This is a genomic window from Arthrobacter sp. UYP4 (assembly GCF_057291175.1).
Genome location: NZ_JBXAVU010000002.1, coordinates 198,518 through 214,510 on the forward strand (window position 1 = coordinate 198,518; position 15,993 = coordinate 214,510).

Here is a 15,993-nt window from a genome sequence, read left to right on the forward strand (position 1 = left end):
CGGTGGAATACCTCACGGGCGGTCCCCCGGGGGGCGTCGGTCCGAATTGGCCGCGAAGAGTCCGCCCGCGGACGCAGGTGCCGGCCCGGCAGGCTCCTCGCCCGGGTCGGTGACGTCCACGACGATGACGGTGACGTTGTCCCGGGCGCCCGACCGGAGCGCTGCGGCGATCAGCGCGTCGCAGGCCTCCTGCGGGTCCGCGACCTCGCTGAGGACGGCGTAGATGCCGTCGTCCGCCACTTCCCCGCTCAGTCCGTCCGAGCAGAGCAGGATGCGGTCCCCCGGCTCGACGGGCAGGAGCCAGACATCCGCCTCGGCGTCGTCCCCCGTGCCCAGGGCCCTGGTGACGACGTGCCGGCGGGGATGGGTCCGTGCCTGCTCCTCCGTAATCTGCCCGATCTCCACGAGCTCCTGCACCTCGGAATGGTCCACCGAGATCTGCCCGAAGGTGCCGTTGCTCAGTCGGTACGTCCGGGAGTCGCCCACGTTGAAGAAGAGCCAGTAGGGGGCTCCCGACTCCTCGACCAGCACCACCCCGGTCAGGGTGGTACCGGCATGGCCACCGGCCTCCCGGCGGATCCGCGCGTCGGCCTGTCGGATGAGCTCCTCGAGGTCGCCCGCCTGGAAGTGCGGGGTCCTGGTGCCGATGATGCTGCTGTCCGCGAGGGTCCGGACACAGATGCTGCTGGCCACCTCGCCTGCCTCGTGTCCGCCCATGCCGTCGGCGACGGCGAAGACGGGCTCGAGCGCGATGAAGGAGTCCTCGTTGAGTTCACGGCGGAGCCCCCGGTCGGTGCCGAACCCGCAGGTGAGCCGGATGCCCAGCCCCGGTGCCACGCCCTGGTGCTGCTGGGCGGGAGGGTCCTCCGTGCTGCCGGCCCCGGCGCGCAGGTCGACCGCGTGGGACCCGTTGGCCGTCGGCTCACGCATCGCGGCCTCCGGGCACCCGTCCTGCACAGCCCGGCTGGGCAGGAACCGGGAGGGAGCGTGCGGCCGCGCGGAGGCGGGCTTGCTGGTCTGTCATGTCCCCATTCTGCCCTTTGTCCGCCCGGGCACCGATCCGCGTCGCTGCGGTTCGGCCGTCAGTCCAGGATGATCCCCGTACCGGTCCCCCGGGCCAGCGTCACCGGGCGGACCTCGCCGAAGCCGCGCACCTGCCGCGGCTCGTGCGGAGCCAGGACGAACTTCTCGTTGTTCTCGAGGGTCGCGGCCGTGGCGGAATCGACGAGCACCTCTCCCGGCTCGGCGAGCGCCGTGAGCCGTGCGGCCAGGTTGACGGTGGGCCCGTAGATGTCCCCGAGCCGGGACAGGACGCGGCCCCAGACAAGGGAGCACCGCGCCGAGGGAAGGAACTCGTCCTCCGTGAAGGCCTTCGCGAGGGCCAGCGAGATCTCGGCTCCGGCCTCCGGCGACTCGGCGATGTACAGGACCTCGTCGCCGATCGTCTTCACGAGGCGCCCGCCGCCCACGGAGATGATCTCGGCACACTTGTTCTCGAACCGCTGCACGAGCTGCGCGAGCGTCCGCTCGTTCATGCGCCGCGACAGCGACGTGTACGAGACGAGGTCGGCGAACCCCACCGCTCGGGCCAGCGGCAGCGGCGCGTCCTGCTCGTCGCCGTCGCGCCCTGCCTCGCTCGACGCCAGCCCCGACTCCGCGCGCAGGGCCAGCCGCTGCACGGCGGCGTTCATCTGGCGGCGCCACGCGTAGACGAGTGTCTTCTCGAGCGGTTCGATCAGGTCCGGGAGTTCGGAGACGAGGGTCTTCCGTGCATCGGCGTCCGTGAACCCGCGCTGGGCCACCATCTCCTCGACGATGGCCTCGATCTGCCACACCACCATGCGGTCTGTCATCTGGCCCACGGCGCGCGTGATGGAGATGGCGGCGTCCTCGGTGAGCTGCTCCTGGCGCACCATGTCGATGATCGTCGTCAGCGCGAGCAGGTCCTTCTCCGTGAAGGCGACGTCGTCGTCCCCGATGTTGGGGAAGCCCATGGCACGCCACAGCTTGCGCGCGGACAGCAGGGACACGCCCGCGCCGGCGGCGATGTCGCGGCGCTTGAGGGTGCGCTCGGCCCCGAGGAGTTCGCGTTCGAGGCGCCGGATCGTCTCGCGGTCGAGTTCGATCGGGCCGGCCGGGGGCGCCGCATCGGCACCGCCTCCCGTGGCCATGTCCGGCTGCAGCTGCCAGACGGCCTTGGACGCGGAGGCCTCAGGGGCGTCGTCGGACTGTCCGGTGCCGACCGCGGTCTCCCCGACCGGGCCGGCGTCGGTTCGGCCGGGCTGCCCGGGCTCGTGGCGGTCCTCGACTGTCACGATTGCTCGCTTCTCCATTCCTGCTGTGTCCGGGGCAGTCCGCCACGGGCGTACTGCGGATCGATCTCCATGTCCACACCGTCGAACATGCGTGTCAGCGGTAGGTCGCCGATCGCCTGCACCACGTACTCCTTGAACGTCGCAATCTGCGGAACGTGCCGGTAGGCATGCGCGCGGTCGAACCCCAGGTCCGCGATGAGGGTCCCGCTGCCCACCATCCGCTGCAGCAGACCCTGCTCCGTCTGCAGCTGGGAGATGGCGGACAGGTTGATCTGGTGTTCGGTCCTCCGGGTGGCTCCCCGCCGATGGATGAGGCGCATGCTCGTGAGGACGTAGCGGTTGCTGGACCACCGCACCAGCGGCCGCACCACCATGCGGAGCAGGAGGAGGGCCACGACGGCGAGTGCTCCCAGCAGCAGCACCGGCTGCCACTCGGCGAGCCCGCTGGGCAGGTCCCGCCGACCCAGGTAGCCCAGGCCGAAGCCGCCCGCCGCCAACAGGACGAAGCCCGCGATCACCGGCCCCACGAGCGGCAGGGGGTTGGGCCGGGTGCGCACGAGGACGCGTTCCCCGGGCAGCAGCTTGATCCGCATGGCTACTCCTGCGGACGCAGGTGCACGACGTCGCCCGCCGAGACGGTGTGCCGCTCGCCGTCCTCGTCGCGCACGATCAGCGCGCCGTGCGGGTCGAGGGCGAGCGCGCGGCCGCTCAGCGCCACCCCGCCCGGCAGCTCCGCCCGGACGTCCTGCCCGAGGGTGGCCATGCGGGCGCCGACGCGCGTGAGCAGGGACGGGCCGTTGTCCCAGTCCACCCCGGCATCGCCGTCGACGTCGCAGAAGGCGCGGTAGGAGTCGGCGAAGGTGCGCAGGAACGACTTGAGCAGGATGTTCCGGTCCGTGGTGCCGGCGTACTCGAGGAGCAGGCTCGTGGCCGTGGGCACGGGGAGTTCCTCGTCCGTGAGGCTGACGTTGAGCCCGACGCCGACGACGACGGCGGGCGGCTCCGCACCCGCACCCGGCACGAACTGGGCCAGGACCCCGGCGAGTTTCCGTCCGTCCACCGTGACGTCGTTGGGCCACTTGAGCTGCGGCGCGATCTCCGTGCGGTCCTCGACGCTCTCCGCGAGCGCGAGTGCCGCGAGGAGCGAGAACCAGGAGTAGGCCGCGGTGGGAACGGGTCGCCCCTGGCGGTTGAACGGCCGCAGCAGGACACTGACGAACAGCGAGGACCGCTCCGGGGCCACCCAGGCGCGATCGAGCCGCCCGCGGCCGGCGGTCTGGACCTCGGCGCCGAGGACGCTGAGGTCGGGCCAGCCTGCCGCTTCCCGCTGCGCGGCGTCGACCAGGTCGGTGTTCGTCGATCCCGTCCGGGCCACGATGTCCAGCCTCGAGAAGGGCCCCGACGGCATGCACAGGGCTGTCCTCAGTGCGCCGAGGTCCAGGCCCGGGCGCTCGAGATTGGAATAGCGGGAGGACATGGCATCGATCTTATCCGGCCCGGCGCCTCCGCTCCTCGGGGACCGCGGCTCAGAGGAAGATGTCGGGGACGAGCTGGTCCTCCGGAGCGCCCAGACTGTACCGGGTGAGGTCCGTGATGCCCTCTGCACGCAGCACTTCCTCGTCGGTGAAGAAGTTGCCGGTGCAGGTGCGGGCGTCCCTGACCAGGACGGCGTGTGCGGCATCGGCGACGATCGCGGAACTCCGGGCTGCGCGCACCATCCGGCTGCCGCCGGGCATGTTGCGGATGGCCGCCGTGTCGATGAGGGTCGCCGGCCAGAGCGAGTTCACGGCGATGCCGTCGGCCCGGAGCTCCTCGGCGAGCCCGAGCGTGGTCAGGCTCATGCCGTACTTCGCCATGGTGTAGGCCAGGTGCATGCCAGCCCACCGTGGCTCGAGGTTCAGCGGGGGCGAGAGGGTCAGGATGTGCGGGTTGCCGGACTGCCGGAGGGCGTCCAGGGCGAACTTGCTCAGCATGAAGGTGCCGCGGACGTTGATGTCGGCCATGAGGTCGTAGCGCTTCATGTCCACGTCCGGTGTCTTCGACAGATCGATCGCCGAGGCGTTGTTCACCACGATGTCGATCGCGCCGAAGGTGCTCACGGTCGCCTCGACCGCGGCCCGGACGTCGTCGTCGTTCCGCACGTCGCCCACGAGGGGAAGGGCGGATCCGCCCGCGGCCTCGATCTGCTCCGCAGCGGTGTGGACGGTGCCTTCGAGCTTCGGGTGGGGCTCCCCCGTCTTGGCCAGGATGGCCACCCTGGCGCCGTCGCGTGCGGCTCGCAGTGCGATGGCGAGGCCGATGCCGCGGCTTCCGCCCGACATGAGGAGAGTGCGCCCGGCGAGGGTCGACGCCGTACCCGCACCCGTCGGCGCCGCGGATTCCTGAGCTTCATTGCGTGCAGTCATGGCTTCACTGTAAGCAGCGGGGCCTTTCCGACGGCGTGCGACGCACCGATATTACTCGTGAGTAACATCGGTGCGGCGGCTAAGTGATGGAAGCGGAAACTGTAGACGTCCTACAACGGTGGGCCCTGGGATCCTCACTAGACTGGGGGAAAAGCGCCGTGCTTTGTCGGAATCCTCCAGTCAAGGCTCGCGCCCGCCCCCAGCCACCCGCCGACCGGAGATTCCATGCACCAGGACCTGCAACCCGACCTCACCACGACGGCCGGGAAGCTCGCCGACTTCAGGAGGCGCAAGGCGCTCTCCGAGCAGCCCTCCGGTCCCGAGGCGATCGACAAGCAGCACGCGCGCGGCAAGAACACTGCCAGGGAACGGATCGATCTCCTCGTCGACGAGGGTTCGTTCGTCGAGTTCGATGCCCTCGCAGTCCACCGGTCCACCGCCTTCGGCATGGAGAGGAAGAAGCCACTGGGCGACGGCGTGGTTTCCGGCTACGCGACCGTGGACGGCCGGCTGATCGCCATCTACAGCCAGGACTTCTCCGTCTACGGCGGTTCGCTCAGCCAGGTCAACGGCGAGAAGATCGTCAAGGTGCAGGAGTTCGCACTGCGCAACGGCTGCCCGGTGGTCGGCATCAACGACGGCGGCGGCGCCCGCATCCAGGAGGGTGTGGCATCGCTCGCCATGTTCGCCGACATCTTCCGCAACAACGTCCACGCCTCGGGCGTGGTCCCGCAGATCTCGCTCATCATGGGACCCTGCGCCGGTGGCGCCGCCTACTCCCCCGCGCTGACCGACTTCGTGGTGATGGTGGACAAGACCTCGCACATGTTCATCACGGGTCCCGACGTCATCAAGACCGTGACGGGCGAGGACGTGGACATGGAGACCCTCGGCGGGGCACGGCAGCACAACACGACGACGGGCACGTCCGCCTACCTCGCGACGGACGAGGCCGATGCGATCGGCTTCGTCCGTGAGCTGCTCGACTTCCTGCCCTCGAACAACCTCGCGGAGGCCCCGCTGACGGCGTTCGTGGAGGAGGCCGACATCACGGACGAGGACCTCGCCCTCGACGACCTCATCCCCGACGCGGCGAACCAGCCGTACGACATGCACGCGGTCATCGCCGCCATCGTGGACGACGGCCACTTCCTCGAGATGCAGGCGCTCTACGCACCCAACGTCGTCACCGGCTACGCGCGCGTCGAGGGGCACACCATCGGGATCGTGGCCAACCAGCCCCTGCAGTTCGCCGGCACCCTCGACATCAACGCCTCGGAGAAGGCTGCCCGCTTCGTGCGGCACTGCGACGCCTTCAACATCCCGATCCTGACCCTCGTGGACGTGCCCGGTTTCCTACCCGGCAAGGACCAGGAGTTCCAGGGCATCATCCGGCGGGGGGCCAAGCTGCTCTACGCCTACGCCGAGGCCACCGTGCCGAAGCTGACGGTCATCACGCGCAAGGCGTACGGCGGCGCGTACATCGTCATGGGCTCCAAGAAGCTCGGCGCGGACCTCAACCTGGCCTGGCCCACGGCGCAGATCGGCGTCATGGGAGCGCAGGGGGCCGTCAACATCCTCTACCGCGGCCACCTCAAGGCAGTGGCCGACGCCGGCGGGGACGTCGAGGCCGCCCGCGCCGACGTCGTGCAGCAGTACGAGGAGGAGCTGCTGAACCCGTACCAGGCGGCCGAGCTCGGCTACGTCGACGCTGTGATCGCGCCGTCCGAGACACGGTTGCAGATCGTCCGGGGGCTCCGCGCGCTGCGCGACAAGCGGGCGGCCAACCCCGCCAAGAAGCATGGGAACATCCCACTGTGACGCCCCGCGACGGCACGCCCGACGGCGTCACCGGGGAGAGCCCCGCACTCCTGTCCGTGGTGTCCGGCCGGCCGACCGAGGAGGAGCTCGCCGCGCTCACCGCCGTCGTCATCGCCCTGCAGGGCGCCGGTGACGCGGACGGCGCGCCGGACCATGGTCGCTCGTGGGTCCGCCGGGCCATGCTGCGGCTGGGCCCGACGCCGGGTCCGGGATCGTGGCGGCGGAGCGTGCGCTGACGCTGCCGGGACCTGGCCCTAGCGCGGGTCGGTGACCGTCCCCAGGAACAGCGGCAGTCCCGTCTCCCTTTGGACGATCTGGTAACCGAAGGGCCGGTCGAAGGAGATCCTCGCCTCGGGTGGCATCGGAGCGCTCGTCGCCATCGCGAACTGCGTCACCGCCGCGGCGACCGTCCCCTTCTCCGCCACCGTGATGGTGGCCACCTGCGCAGCGCCCGCGACGACGGAGCCCGGCTGGATGGCATGGAAATCGGCGTCGGGCCCGAAGGACTCGGAGAGCCCGACAGCGGCCAGCGACTCCCGGAGGTCCAGCTCGAACCCGTGGTCCCACCTCGGCAGCGCCACGTCCACCCGGACGACCTCGGCTGCATCGAGCAGCTCCGCCATGTCGAGGAACTCCTGCCCGGTCCATCGCGCCGGTGATCCGTCCGCGGGCAGCAGGAGCCGCAGGAAGAAGCCCTGGCCATAGGGCAGGTCGATCCCGGACCAGCCATCCGCCGCCACGTACCGCACCGTCCGCGTCCCGTGCATCATCGGGACCCCCACTGCGCTGCCATCGGCCAGCAGGAAGTCCTGGTCGAAGGTTCCGGACGGATCGAAGGGCTCGTCCCAGGCCGCCGCGAAGTAGACGGTGGTGAGCAGGGACAGCGTCGTGGCCGCACCGACCTCGAGCGGGGCCTTCCCGACCCGTCCGCCCGTCTCCCTCGACACCCACTCGTCGATGCGTGCCGCCGTCGACGGGTCTCCGAAATCGACTTCATGGACGCCTGCCCCGTAGTGCCGCGCGAGCGTGTCGAGGAAGCGCTCGCCGGTGGTTCCGGCCGCGGGAACGAACATCGCACTCGCGAGGTGCACCAGGGGCTTCTCGGGGGGATCCTCCTCGTCGACGCTCCCCGGATCACCGTCGAAGCTCTCCATGCGCGCCAGGAGGGCGTTCATCGCCTCGTGGTGCTCGGCCGGCAGCCCGAGCACGGCATCCATCTCCGCGGCCGTCGTGCTCCCGGCTCCGGCCCGCAGCAGGGACAGGGCGTGGAGCGCACCGAGCGGGCTGGTGACCTGGTCGGCAGCGGGATCGGCGGTCATCGCGGCACCGAGGCCGAAGGAGGACCGCAGGAGAGCGTCCTGCGCCTCGGGGAAGCGGCGCCCGTCGATGGCGACCCGATCGACGGGCGCCGGCTGCTGCTCGCGCTGATGGTCCATCCGCTCCCCCTCGTGTGATGTCCCCACGGTAGGTGCACTTCCTGCCGAGGGCCACGGGTATCGGCGAACCATCCGGTCATGTCGGCCCGACGACGGCACTCCCTGGTTCAGTCGCGCGCGGGCTTCGGGATGGTCCGGCTGCGGCCCCGGAATTCGGCGATCAGGGTGTGGCCGGCAGTGACGCGGATGTCGTAGATCCCGCTCCGGCCGCTCCGGCTCACCTCCCTGCCGACGGCCGTCAGGGTCTGGCCCTCGAAGGCGGGTGCCACGAAGTTGATGTCGGCACCGGAGGCCACCGTGATGGTCGCGGAACCGGTGTCGCGATCGGTCTCCGGATCGTTGCAGGCGAGGGCGAAGCACGTGTCGGCGAAGGCGAAGATGATGCCGCCATGGGCCATGCCGAAGCCGTTCACCATCTCCTCCCGGACGGTCATGGAGATCTGCGCGTCACCGAACAGGGCCCGGTCGACGTCGATACCGAGCCACTGCGAGGCTCTGTCCTGCTCGAGGATGGGGTGGGTGTGCGGCATCGACGGGTCCCTTCGGAAGGTGGTGGAGGTGATCGGTTCCCGGACGGGCAGGAGGCCGGCCTGCCCGCTGTCCGCCCGACGAGGTCCCCGTTCGCTGCAGCGCCGATCGGGTGCGTCAGGACGTGCACCTGCTGTGGTCATTCCTGCACCCTACGTCGCGAGTCCCTCGGCGATCATCCGGTCGACGGTGCCGCGCACCCGGCACTCGGTGGCCTTCGGCAACCGGCTGGCGCTAGGCTCTGGACGTGACCCAGAACACCCCAGCTCCCGTCCCCTCCTCCAGCGAGCACCCAGCACGGCGGTCCACGGCCATCGACGCCGTCGCCACCTCGTATTACGAGACCCTCCTCGAGCTGATACCCAACTTCGCCACCGAACTGGGCATCCCCGGCCACGAGACCGAATACCAGGACTACTCGCCGGCCGGCATCGAAGCCCTCGCCGAGGCCGCCCGCAACACCCTGCGACTGCTCGAGGGCCTTCAGCCCGCCGACGACGTTGACGCCGTCACCCTCGACGCGATGCGCGAACGGCTCGGGCTGGACCTCGAGATCCACGAGGCGGGCTACAGCTTCGCCGAACTGAACAACATCGCCTGCCCGGCCCAGGACATCCGGGCGATCTTCGACCTCATGCCCACGGCCACCGCGGAGGACTGGGGCAACATCGCCGGCCGCATGGCCAACGTCCCCGGCGCGATCGAGGGGTACATCTCGTCCCTGCGCGCGGGCCGCGAGCGCGGTCACGTCGCTGCCCGGCGCCAGGTGGAAATCGTCATCGAGCAGTCCGCCAAGTACGCGGAGGACGGCGGATTCTTCGACTCGCTCGGCACCACGGAGCGTGGGGACGACGGCGAGCTGCCGGCGCCGGTGCGCGAGCAGCTCCGCGCCGGAGCGGAAGCCGCCCGTGGCGCCTACCGCTCCCTCGCATCGTTCCTGCAGGACGACCTCCTGCCCACCGCACCGGAGAAGGACGCCGTCGGGCGCGAGCGCTACGCCCTGATGTCGCGCGTGTTCCTCGGTTCCGCCGTCGACCTCGAGGAGACGTACCAGTGGGGCGTCGAGGAGCTCGATCGCGTCATCGCCGAACAGGAGGCCGTGGCGAACGAGATCCGCGAGGGTGCGTCGATCGAGGAGGCCATGCGGATCCTCGACGAGGATCCCGCCCGCCAGCTGCACGGTACCGACGCGCTCCAGGCATGGATGCAGGATCTCTCGGACAGGGCCGTCGACGCGCTGGCCGGCGTGCACTTCGACGTCCCGGACGTGATGCGCCGGCTCGAGTGCAGGATCGCCCCGACCAACGAGGGCGGCATCTACTACACGGGCCCCAGCGACGACTTCTCCCGCCCGGGCCGCATGTGGTGGTCCGTGCCGGAGGGCGAGGACTCCTTCACCACGTGGAAGGAGACCACCACCGTCTACCACGAGGGCATCCCGGGCCACCACCTGCAGGTCGCCACGGCGACCTACCAGCGTGCACTCCTGAACCCCTGGCGCCGCAATGCCATCTGGGTGTCGGGGCAGGGCGAGGGCTGGGCGCTCTACTCCGAGCGGCTCATGCAGGAACTGGGTTTCCTCGCCGACCCGGGAGACCGCCTCGGGATGCTCGACGCGCAGCGTATGCGCGCCGCCCGCGTCGTCTTCGACATCGGTGTGCACCTCGAGCTGGAGATCCCGGAACGCTGGGGCGAGGGGACCTGGACGCCGGACAAGGGCTACGACTTCCTGAAGAAGAACATCGCCATCAGCGAGGGCCAGCTGAACTTCGAGTACACGCGCTACCTCGGCTGGCCGGGACAGGCGCCGTCGTACAAGATCGGCCAGCGCCTGTGGGAGCAGATCCGTGACGAGGTGCGCTCGAGCGAGGGCGACGCCTTCGATCTGCGGGCCTTTCATACGCGCGCCCTGAACCTCGGCTCCGTGGGACTCGACACGCTGCGCCGGGCACTGGTGTCCGCCTCGTAGTTCCCCGTGACCGGCGGGCGGGATCACCTCCGCCCGCCGGGCACTGCCGTCCGGCGGCTCCGGCTAACGATTCGGTGTACCCCTAACGATTGGGCGGCGTTCAGCGCGACGGCGGCGCTTTTCCCTGAGGGCAGGCGCACTATGGGTGCACCTATCCAGCTCTACAAGGTGGTGCGCTATGAACAGATCGCGCCTGACGGGGAGATTCTCCGCCACACTCGCCGCACTCGCCCTCGCTGCAGGCCTCGGCCTCGCAGGGGGACCGCCGGCATCCGCCGCATACTGCGGCATCACCTGGGGTTCGACGGCGGAGACCGCCGGCACCCTGTCCTCCGCTCCCATCATCAACGTCCGTTCCGGCCGGCACGACTGCTTCGATCGGCTCGTGATCGACGTCAGTGGGCCTGTGAACGGCTACACCGTCCGATACGTCGACGCAGTCCGTAGCGACGGATCCGGGTTCGTCGTCCCGGTGCGCGGCGGGGCTCGCCTCTCCGTGGTCGTGAAAGCTCCCGCCTATCGGAACGGGGTCGCTACGTACACCTTCGCCAACGGCCGCGAGCTCGTGAACGTGACGGGCTACTCCACCTTCCGCCAGGTCGCATGGGCTGGAAGCTTCGAGGGGCAGACGACGCTCGCACTCGGGGTCAGGGCACGGCTCCCCTTCCGTGCCTTCGTCATACCCGGTTCCGGCACCGCCTCGAGGGTGGTGGTCGACGTCGCCCACTACTGGTGACAGATTCCTGCCGGTCCCGTCCCGCTGCAGTGCCGGGACCGGCAGGCACGCCACCGTTCCACCCGCCCCGTGCACTGCCGCCTAGGCTTGGTCCATGACCCTCCGCCTGATCCTCGCCTCGAAGTCTCCCGCCCGCACGAAGCTCCTGGCCGAGGCGGGGATCCGGCACTCCGTCCTGGTGTCCGACGTGGACGAACCGGCCGTCGTCGCCTCCTACGGGACGCTCGACGCCCACGACACCTCCCTGCTCCTGGCACGCGCGAAGGCCGAGGCCGTCGCGGCACTGCCCGAGGCCGACGACACCCTCGTCATCGGCTGCGACTCCGTCTTCGAGTTCGACGGCGAGGCGCACGGCAAGCCCTACGAGCCGTCGGTCGCCGTGGAGCGGATCCGCCGCATGCGCGGGCGGTCCGGCGTCCTGCACACGGGCCACTGGCTCGTGGACACGCGCGACGGCGGATCCGGTGCCACGATCGGCGCCGTCTCCTCCGCGACGGTCCACTTCGGCGCGATGTCGGACGCGGAGGTCGAAGCGTACGTCGCGAGCGGCGAGCCGCTGCAGTGTGCCGGATCATTCACCATCGACGGGCTCGGCGGTGCCTTCATCGACCGCGTCGACGGCGACCCGCACGCCGTGGTCGGGCTCAGCATCTCCACGCTGCGCGCCCTCCTGCAGTCCGCAGGAGTAGCGATCACGGACCTGTGGGCGCCGTCCGTGACCTTGTAGGTTCCCTACAAAAGAATGGCGGACAACACTCCCCATCGCCACGATTTCTGGGCGGAAGCTCCAAAACCGGGCTAGGCTCCGGACTGAGAAGAAGGAGTTCGACGCCCCATGAGCCAGTCCCCCCCTGCCCCGTCCCCCGCCCTACCCGACAGTGAGCCCGACGGGCGGCTGCACCACCGGGTGACGAAGGTCCTGGTGGCGAACCGGGGGGAGATCGCCGTGCGCGTCATTCGCGCAGCCCGGGACGAGGGCATCGCGTCGGTCGCCGTGTACGCGGACCCGGATCGCGACGCGCTGCACGTGCGCATGGCCGACGAGGCCTTCGCGCTCGGCGGGGAGACGGCCGCGGAGTCCTACCTCGTGATGGACCGGATCCTCGAGGCGGCGCAGCGCAGCGGTGCCGATGCCATCCACCCCGGTTACGGCTTCCTGTCGGAGAACGCGGAGTTCGCGCAGCGCGTCATCGACGCCGGGATCACCTGGATCGGCCCGTCCCCGCACTCGATCTCCCAGCTGGGCGACAAGGTCCAGGCCCGCCACATCGCGGCCCGGGTCGGTGCTCCCCTGGTACCCGGCACCAAGGATCCCGTGGCGTCCGTGCAGGAAGTCGTCGACTTCGCGCAGGAGTTCGGACTGCCCATCGCCATCAAGGCCGCCTTCGGTGGCGGCGGTCGCGGGATCAAGGTGGTTCGCAGCCACGAGGAGATCCCTGAGCTGTTCGACTCGGCTGTCCGCGAGGCCACAGCCGCGTTCGGCCGCGGTGAGTGCTTCGTGGAGCGGTTCCTCGACGCCCCACGGCACGTCGAGACCCAGTGCCTCGCCGACGCGCACGGGAACGTGGTGGTCGTGTCCACCCGTGACTGCTCGCTCCAGCGCCGCAACCAGAAGCTGGTCGAGGAGGCACCCGCGCCCTTCCTCTCGGACGAGCAGAACGAGCGGCTCTACGAATCGTCGAAGGCGATCCTCCGCGAGGCCCGCTACCAGGGCGCCGGCACCTGCGAGTTCCTCGTGGGCCAGGACGGAACGATCTCCTTCCTCGAGGTCAACACACGCCTCCAGGTGGAGCACCCCGTCTCCGAGGAGGTGACGGGCCTCGACCTCGTGCGCGAGCAGTTCCGCATCGCCCGCGGCGAGGAGCTCGGTTACGGCGACCCCGAGGTGCGGGGACATTCCTTCGAATTCCGGATCAACGGGGAGGACGCCGGCCGCGGCTTCATGCCGGCGCCCGGTACGGTACAGACCCTCACGCTGCCCACGGGTCCCGGTATCCGCGTGGACTCGGGCATCGAGGCCGGCGAGGTCATCGGCGGGAACTTCGACTCCATGCTCGCCAAGCTGATCGTGAGCGGCGCCAGCCGTGAGCAGGCGCTGCAGCGTGCGCGCCGCGCCCTCGCCGAGATGGTCATCGAGGGCATGCCCACCGTGCTCCCCTTCCACGCCGCCGTCGTCGCCGACCCCGCCTTCGCACCGGCCGAGGGGCCCTTCTCGGTCCACACCCGCTGGATCGAGACCGGGTTCACCAACACCATCGAGCCCTGGCAGGGTGCGCCCGACCCGGCGTCCGACGAGGATCTCCGGCAGCGCGTCACCGTGGAGGTCGGCGGGCGCCGCCTCGAGGTGGTCCTGCCAGCCGGGCTCGGCGCAGCCTCGAACGGCAAGGCCGGCGCCCCGGCGAAGTCGAAGAAGTCCTCGCGTGCGCGTGGCGGCAAGTCCACCGCCGTGAGCGGCGACGAGCTCACCTCCCCCATGCAGGGGACGATCGTGAAGGTCGCTGCAGCCGACGGCGACGTCGTGGCCGAGGGCGACCTGATCGTGGTGCTCGAAGCCATGAAGATGGAGCAGCCGCTGACGGCCCATAAGGCCGGAACGCTGACAGGTCTCGCGGCAGCGCCCGGAGACACGGTCTCCGCCGGGTCGGTCATCGCCTCGATCCGGGACTGATCGGCAGGAGAGGAGCCGGGGAGGACCCGTCACCGGAGGAGGTCAGTTGCCTCCGTTCTCGCCCTTGCCCTTGTCGCGGGCCCTCTCCGCCGCCTTCTCGGCAGCCTCCCTGGCCTTCTCCTCGGCCTTGCGCTGCTGCTCGGCCGGGTCCGCCGCATTGCCTCCGCTGTTGCCCGGTGCAGGATCCGCCCCGGTGTCCTCCGAGCCCGTATCCCCGCTCTCCTCGTCGCCCTCCCCGTCACCCTCCTCGACGGGGGCGGGTACCGGTGCCGGCGGTTCCGTGGTCTCGGCCGGTGCGGGATCAGCGGGCTCCTCCGCCGGGGCCGGGTCTGCCGGCGCCTGCTCGGCAGTATCCTCGCCGGTCGCTCCATCCTCAGGTGCTTCCCCGTCAGGAGCGTCGTCGCTCGGCGCCGGGACAGGAGGTGTCGCGTCCGCCGGGACCTGTCCGGCGCCGAGGGACGCTACGAGGGCGTCGATCCGCATCCCGATGAGCGTGGCCCTGTCCTCCGTGACGGCGCCTGCCGCACGGGCGTCGTCGACCTCGCCCTTCAGCCTCTGCGCGAGGGCGATCGCGCCGGCGGGGTCACCGGCAGCAGCCGTCGAGGCGATGGTCCGCACCTCGGCCTGGAAGTCCCCGGCCGTCCCGGCGTCGATGGCCTCGCTTCCGCACCCCGCCAGCAGGAGTATTCCAGCGGCCAGCACGGCGAATCTGGTCTCGAGGCCCATCCTCATCGCTGCACGCTTTCGTAGAGTTCCTGGAGTTTCTCGCCGGGCTCACCGGACACGGCCGGCAGCGGTTCGACGTCGGGCGACGACGTGCCGCCGGACAGGGTCATGAAGGCCCAGATCCCCGCCGCCACCAGAGCGAGCAGCAGCACGGTGAACAGCACCGGAAGGGCTGGGCGACGACGCCCGGCCGGCCGGTGCTCGGACGACGGCACCTCGCTGTCCGCTCGCCTCGACGGCTCCGCCGGGTCCGTCCCGGCCGGGCCGGACAGACCGCGCGCCGTGCGACCAGGGGATGGCCTCATTCTTGGAGCCGCAGCCGCAGCGGACGTCGGAGCGGTGTTCGCCACGGCTCGCTCCGGCTCAGCCGTCGTACCCGTGGGAGGACCTGCCACGCGCGTCGCGGTGACAGCCTGCGGGATCCGCGCCGTCCCGTCGACGGTTCCCGGCGACGATGCCGCCGGTCCCGTACCGGAGCCGACGGCGCCGGGCAACGGCATGGCTGCGGTCGGCGGGTCGTCGACGGGGGTGGCCCGGGTCGCGGGGGCCTCCGCCGGCCGCTGGGGACCCATCGCCGTCAGCGCCCGTACCACTCCCGCGGCGTCGGTCCGGTCCGCGGGATCATCGAGGGTCATGGAGACCAGGAGCGCGGACAGCGCCGGGCCGGCGCCATGGGGGATGGACGGACTCCGGTGGAGGCGAGCCAGCGCGCTCTCGACGCCCGTGCCCGGGAAGGCCCTCTCACCCGTCAGCGCCTCGATCATCACGAGCCCCAGCGAATAGACGTCGGAGGGCTGCCCTACGCCGTCACCGCGGGCCTGCTCGGGGCTGAAGTAGGCCGCGCTGCCGATCACCTGGCCGGTCGCGGTCATCCGGCCGCCGTCGAAGAACCGGGCGATGCCGAAATCCGTGAGGAGGTAGCGGAACAGGCCGCTCTGGGGGTCGGCAGGGCGGGTGAGGATGTTCGACGGCTTGATGTCCCGGTGCACGATGCCGCGGCCGTGGATGTAGTGCAGCGTCCGTGCGAGGTCGAGCGCCATGAGCCGGACCTGCTCGCGGCCCATGCTCCCGGAGGCTTTCAGGAGAACCCCGAGATCCGGGCCCTTCACGAGCTCCATCACGAGGTAGGTGCTGTCGCCTGCGTCGTCGCCGTTGTCCATGTCGAGCACGCGCACGAGCCCCGGGTGGTCGAGCCCTGCGAGCATCCGCGCCTCGGCGGATCCCCGTTCGAGGCCGTCGGCGGTCCCGGGACGGAAGAGCTTCACGGCGACGTCCCGTTCGAGGCGCGTGTCGCGCGCCGCGAACACCTCCGCCATGCCGCCCGTACCGACCCGCTCCCCGAGGGCGTACCGCCCGGCCAGCGCCTGCTTCTCCATGTCACCCGCTCCC

General features: G+C 70.6%; 15 protein-coding genes. 6 read left to right on the forward strand and 9 right to left on the reverse strand.

The window, feature by feature from the left end:
* Positions 1 to 12: 12 nt before the first annotated feature.
* From AC0Z9V_RS09765 to AC0Z9V_RS09785, 5 genes are all read right to left on the reverse strand, one after another.
* Positions 13 to 930 carry a PP2C family protein-serine/threonine phosphatase gene (locus AC0Z9V_RS09765; protein ID WP_485141391.1) on the reverse strand — a complete coding sequence of 306 codons (918 nt, stop codon included), beginning with the start codon at positions 928 to 930 and terminating at the stop codon, positions 13 to 15.
* 152 nt (positions 931 to 1,082) lie between these two features.
* Complete coding sequence (locus AC0Z9V_RS09770; protein ID WP_133082281.1) at positions 1,083 to 2,171, reverse strand: adenylate/guanylate cyclase domain-containing protein; 1,089 nt, start codon at positions 2,169 to 2,171, stop codon at positions 1,083 to 1,085.
* Between the two features lie 140 nt (positions 2,172 to 2,311).
* The gene (locus tag AC0Z9V_RS09775) at positions 2,312 to 2,908 is read right to left on the reverse strand and encodes a PH domain-containing protein (protein ID WP_485141392.1); all 597 of its coding nucleotides are present in this window, start codon (positions 2,906 to 2,908) and stop codon (positions 2,312 to 2,314) included.
* 2 nt (positions 2,909 to 2,910) lie between these two features.
* Complete coding sequence (locus AC0Z9V_RS09780) at positions 2,911 to 3,792, reverse strand: biotin--[acetyl-CoA-carboxylase] ligase (RefSeq protein WP_133082078.1); 882 nt, start codon at positions 3,790 to 3,792, stop codon at positions 2,911 to 2,913.
* Between the two features lie 49 nt (positions 3,793 to 3,841).
* Positions 3,842 to 4,720: an SDR family oxidoreductase gene (locus tag AC0Z9V_RS09785; protein WP_133082077.1), complete on the reverse strand. Its 879-nt coding sequence runs from the start codon at positions 4,718 to 4,720 to the stop codon at positions 3,842 to 3,844.
* 237 nt (positions 4,721 to 4,957) lie between these two features.
* On the opposite strand from AC0Z9V_RS09785, the gene AC0Z9V_RS09790 reads away from it, so the two are divergent.
* Positions 4,958 to 6,541 carry an acyl-CoA carboxylase subunit beta gene (locus AC0Z9V_RS09790; RefSeq protein ID WP_133082280.1) on the forward strand — a complete coding sequence of 528 codons (1,584 nt, stop codon included), beginning with the start codon at positions 4,958 to 4,960 and terminating at the stop codon, positions 6,539 to 6,541.
* On the forward strand, positions 6,538 to 6,777 hold the full coding sequence (locus AC0Z9V_RS09795; protein WP_485141393.1) for an acyl-CoA carboxylase subunit epsilon: 240 nt from the start codon (positions 6,538 to 6,540) through the stop codon (positions 6,775 to 6,777). The genes AC0Z9V_RS09790 and AC0Z9V_RS09795 overlap by 4 nt, the downstream gene beginning before the upstream one ends.
* Positions 6,778 to 6,795: 18 nt before the next feature.
* On the opposite strand, the gene AC0Z9V_RS09800 is transcribed toward AC0Z9V_RS09795, so the two are convergent.
* Together AC0Z9V_RS09800 and paaI are read right to left on the reverse strand one after the other, a co-directional pair.
* Positions 6,796 to 7,977 (reverse strand): serpin family protein, encoded by a 1,182-nt coding sequence (locus tag AC0Z9V_RS09800; RefSeq protein ID WP_485141394.1) that lies wholly within the window; start codon positions 7,975 to 7,977, stop codon positions 6,796 to 6,798.
* A 107-nt stretch (positions 7,978 to 8,084) separates the two neighbouring features.
* Positions 8,085 to 8,507 (reverse strand): hydroxyphenylacetyl-CoA thioesterase PaaI, encoded by a 423-nt coding sequence (gene paaI, locus AC0Z9V_RS09805; protein WP_485141395.1) that lies wholly within the window; start codon positions 8,505 to 8,507, stop codon positions 8,085 to 8,087.
* A 245-nt stretch (positions 8,508 to 8,752) separates the two neighbouring features.
* On the opposite strand from paaI, the gene AC0Z9V_RS09810 reads away from it, so the two are divergent.
* From AC0Z9V_RS09810 to AC0Z9V_RS09825, 4 genes are all read left to right on the forward strand, one after another.
* The gene (locus AC0Z9V_RS09810) at positions 8,753 to 10,474 is read left to right on the forward strand and encodes a DUF885 domain-containing protein (RefSeq protein WP_485141396.1); all 1,722 of its coding nucleotides are present in this window, start codon (positions 8,753 to 8,755) and stop codon (positions 10,472 to 10,474) included.
* A gap of 178 nt (positions 10,475 to 10,652) precedes the next feature.
* Complete coding sequence (locus AC0Z9V_RS09815) at positions 10,653 to 11,210, forward strand: AMIN-like domain-containing (lipo)protein (protein ID WP_208740707.1); 558 nt, start codon at positions 10,653 to 10,655, stop codon at positions 11,208 to 11,210.
* A 94-nt stretch (positions 11,211 to 11,304) separates the two neighbouring features.
* Positions 11,305 to 11,937 (forward strand): Maf family protein, encoded by a 633-nt coding sequence (locus AC0Z9V_RS09820; protein WP_459288226.1) that lies wholly within the window; start codon positions 11,305 to 11,307, stop codon positions 11,935 to 11,937.
* 108 nt (positions 11,938 to 12,045) lie between these two features.
* Positions 12,046 to 13,878: an acetyl/propionyl/methylcrotonyl-CoA carboxylase subunit alpha gene (locus AC0Z9V_RS09825; RefSeq protein WP_459269267.1), complete on the forward strand. Its 1,833-nt coding sequence runs from the start codon at positions 12,046 to 12,048 to the stop codon at positions 13,876 to 13,878.
* A 42-nt stretch (positions 13,879 to 13,920) separates the two neighbouring features.
* On the opposite strand, the gene AC0Z9V_RS09830 is transcribed toward AC0Z9V_RS09825, so the two are convergent.
* Both AC0Z9V_RS09830 and AC0Z9V_RS09835 read right to left on the reverse strand, forming a co-directional pair.
* The gene (locus AC0Z9V_RS09830) at positions 13,921 to 14,610 is read right to left on the reverse strand and encodes an LPS-assembly lipoprotein LptE (RefSeq protein WP_485141397.1); all 690 of its coding nucleotides are present in this window, start codon (positions 14,608 to 14,610) and stop codon (positions 13,921 to 13,923) included.
* Complete coding sequence (locus AC0Z9V_RS09835; RefSeq protein WP_485141398.1) at positions 14,607 to 15,980, reverse strand: serine/threonine protein kinase; 1,374 nt, start codon at positions 15,978 to 15,980, stop codon at positions 14,607 to 14,609. The genes AC0Z9V_RS09830 and AC0Z9V_RS09835 overlap by 4 nt, the downstream gene beginning before the upstream one ends.
* Positions 15,981 to 15,993 lie beyond the last annotated feature (13 nt).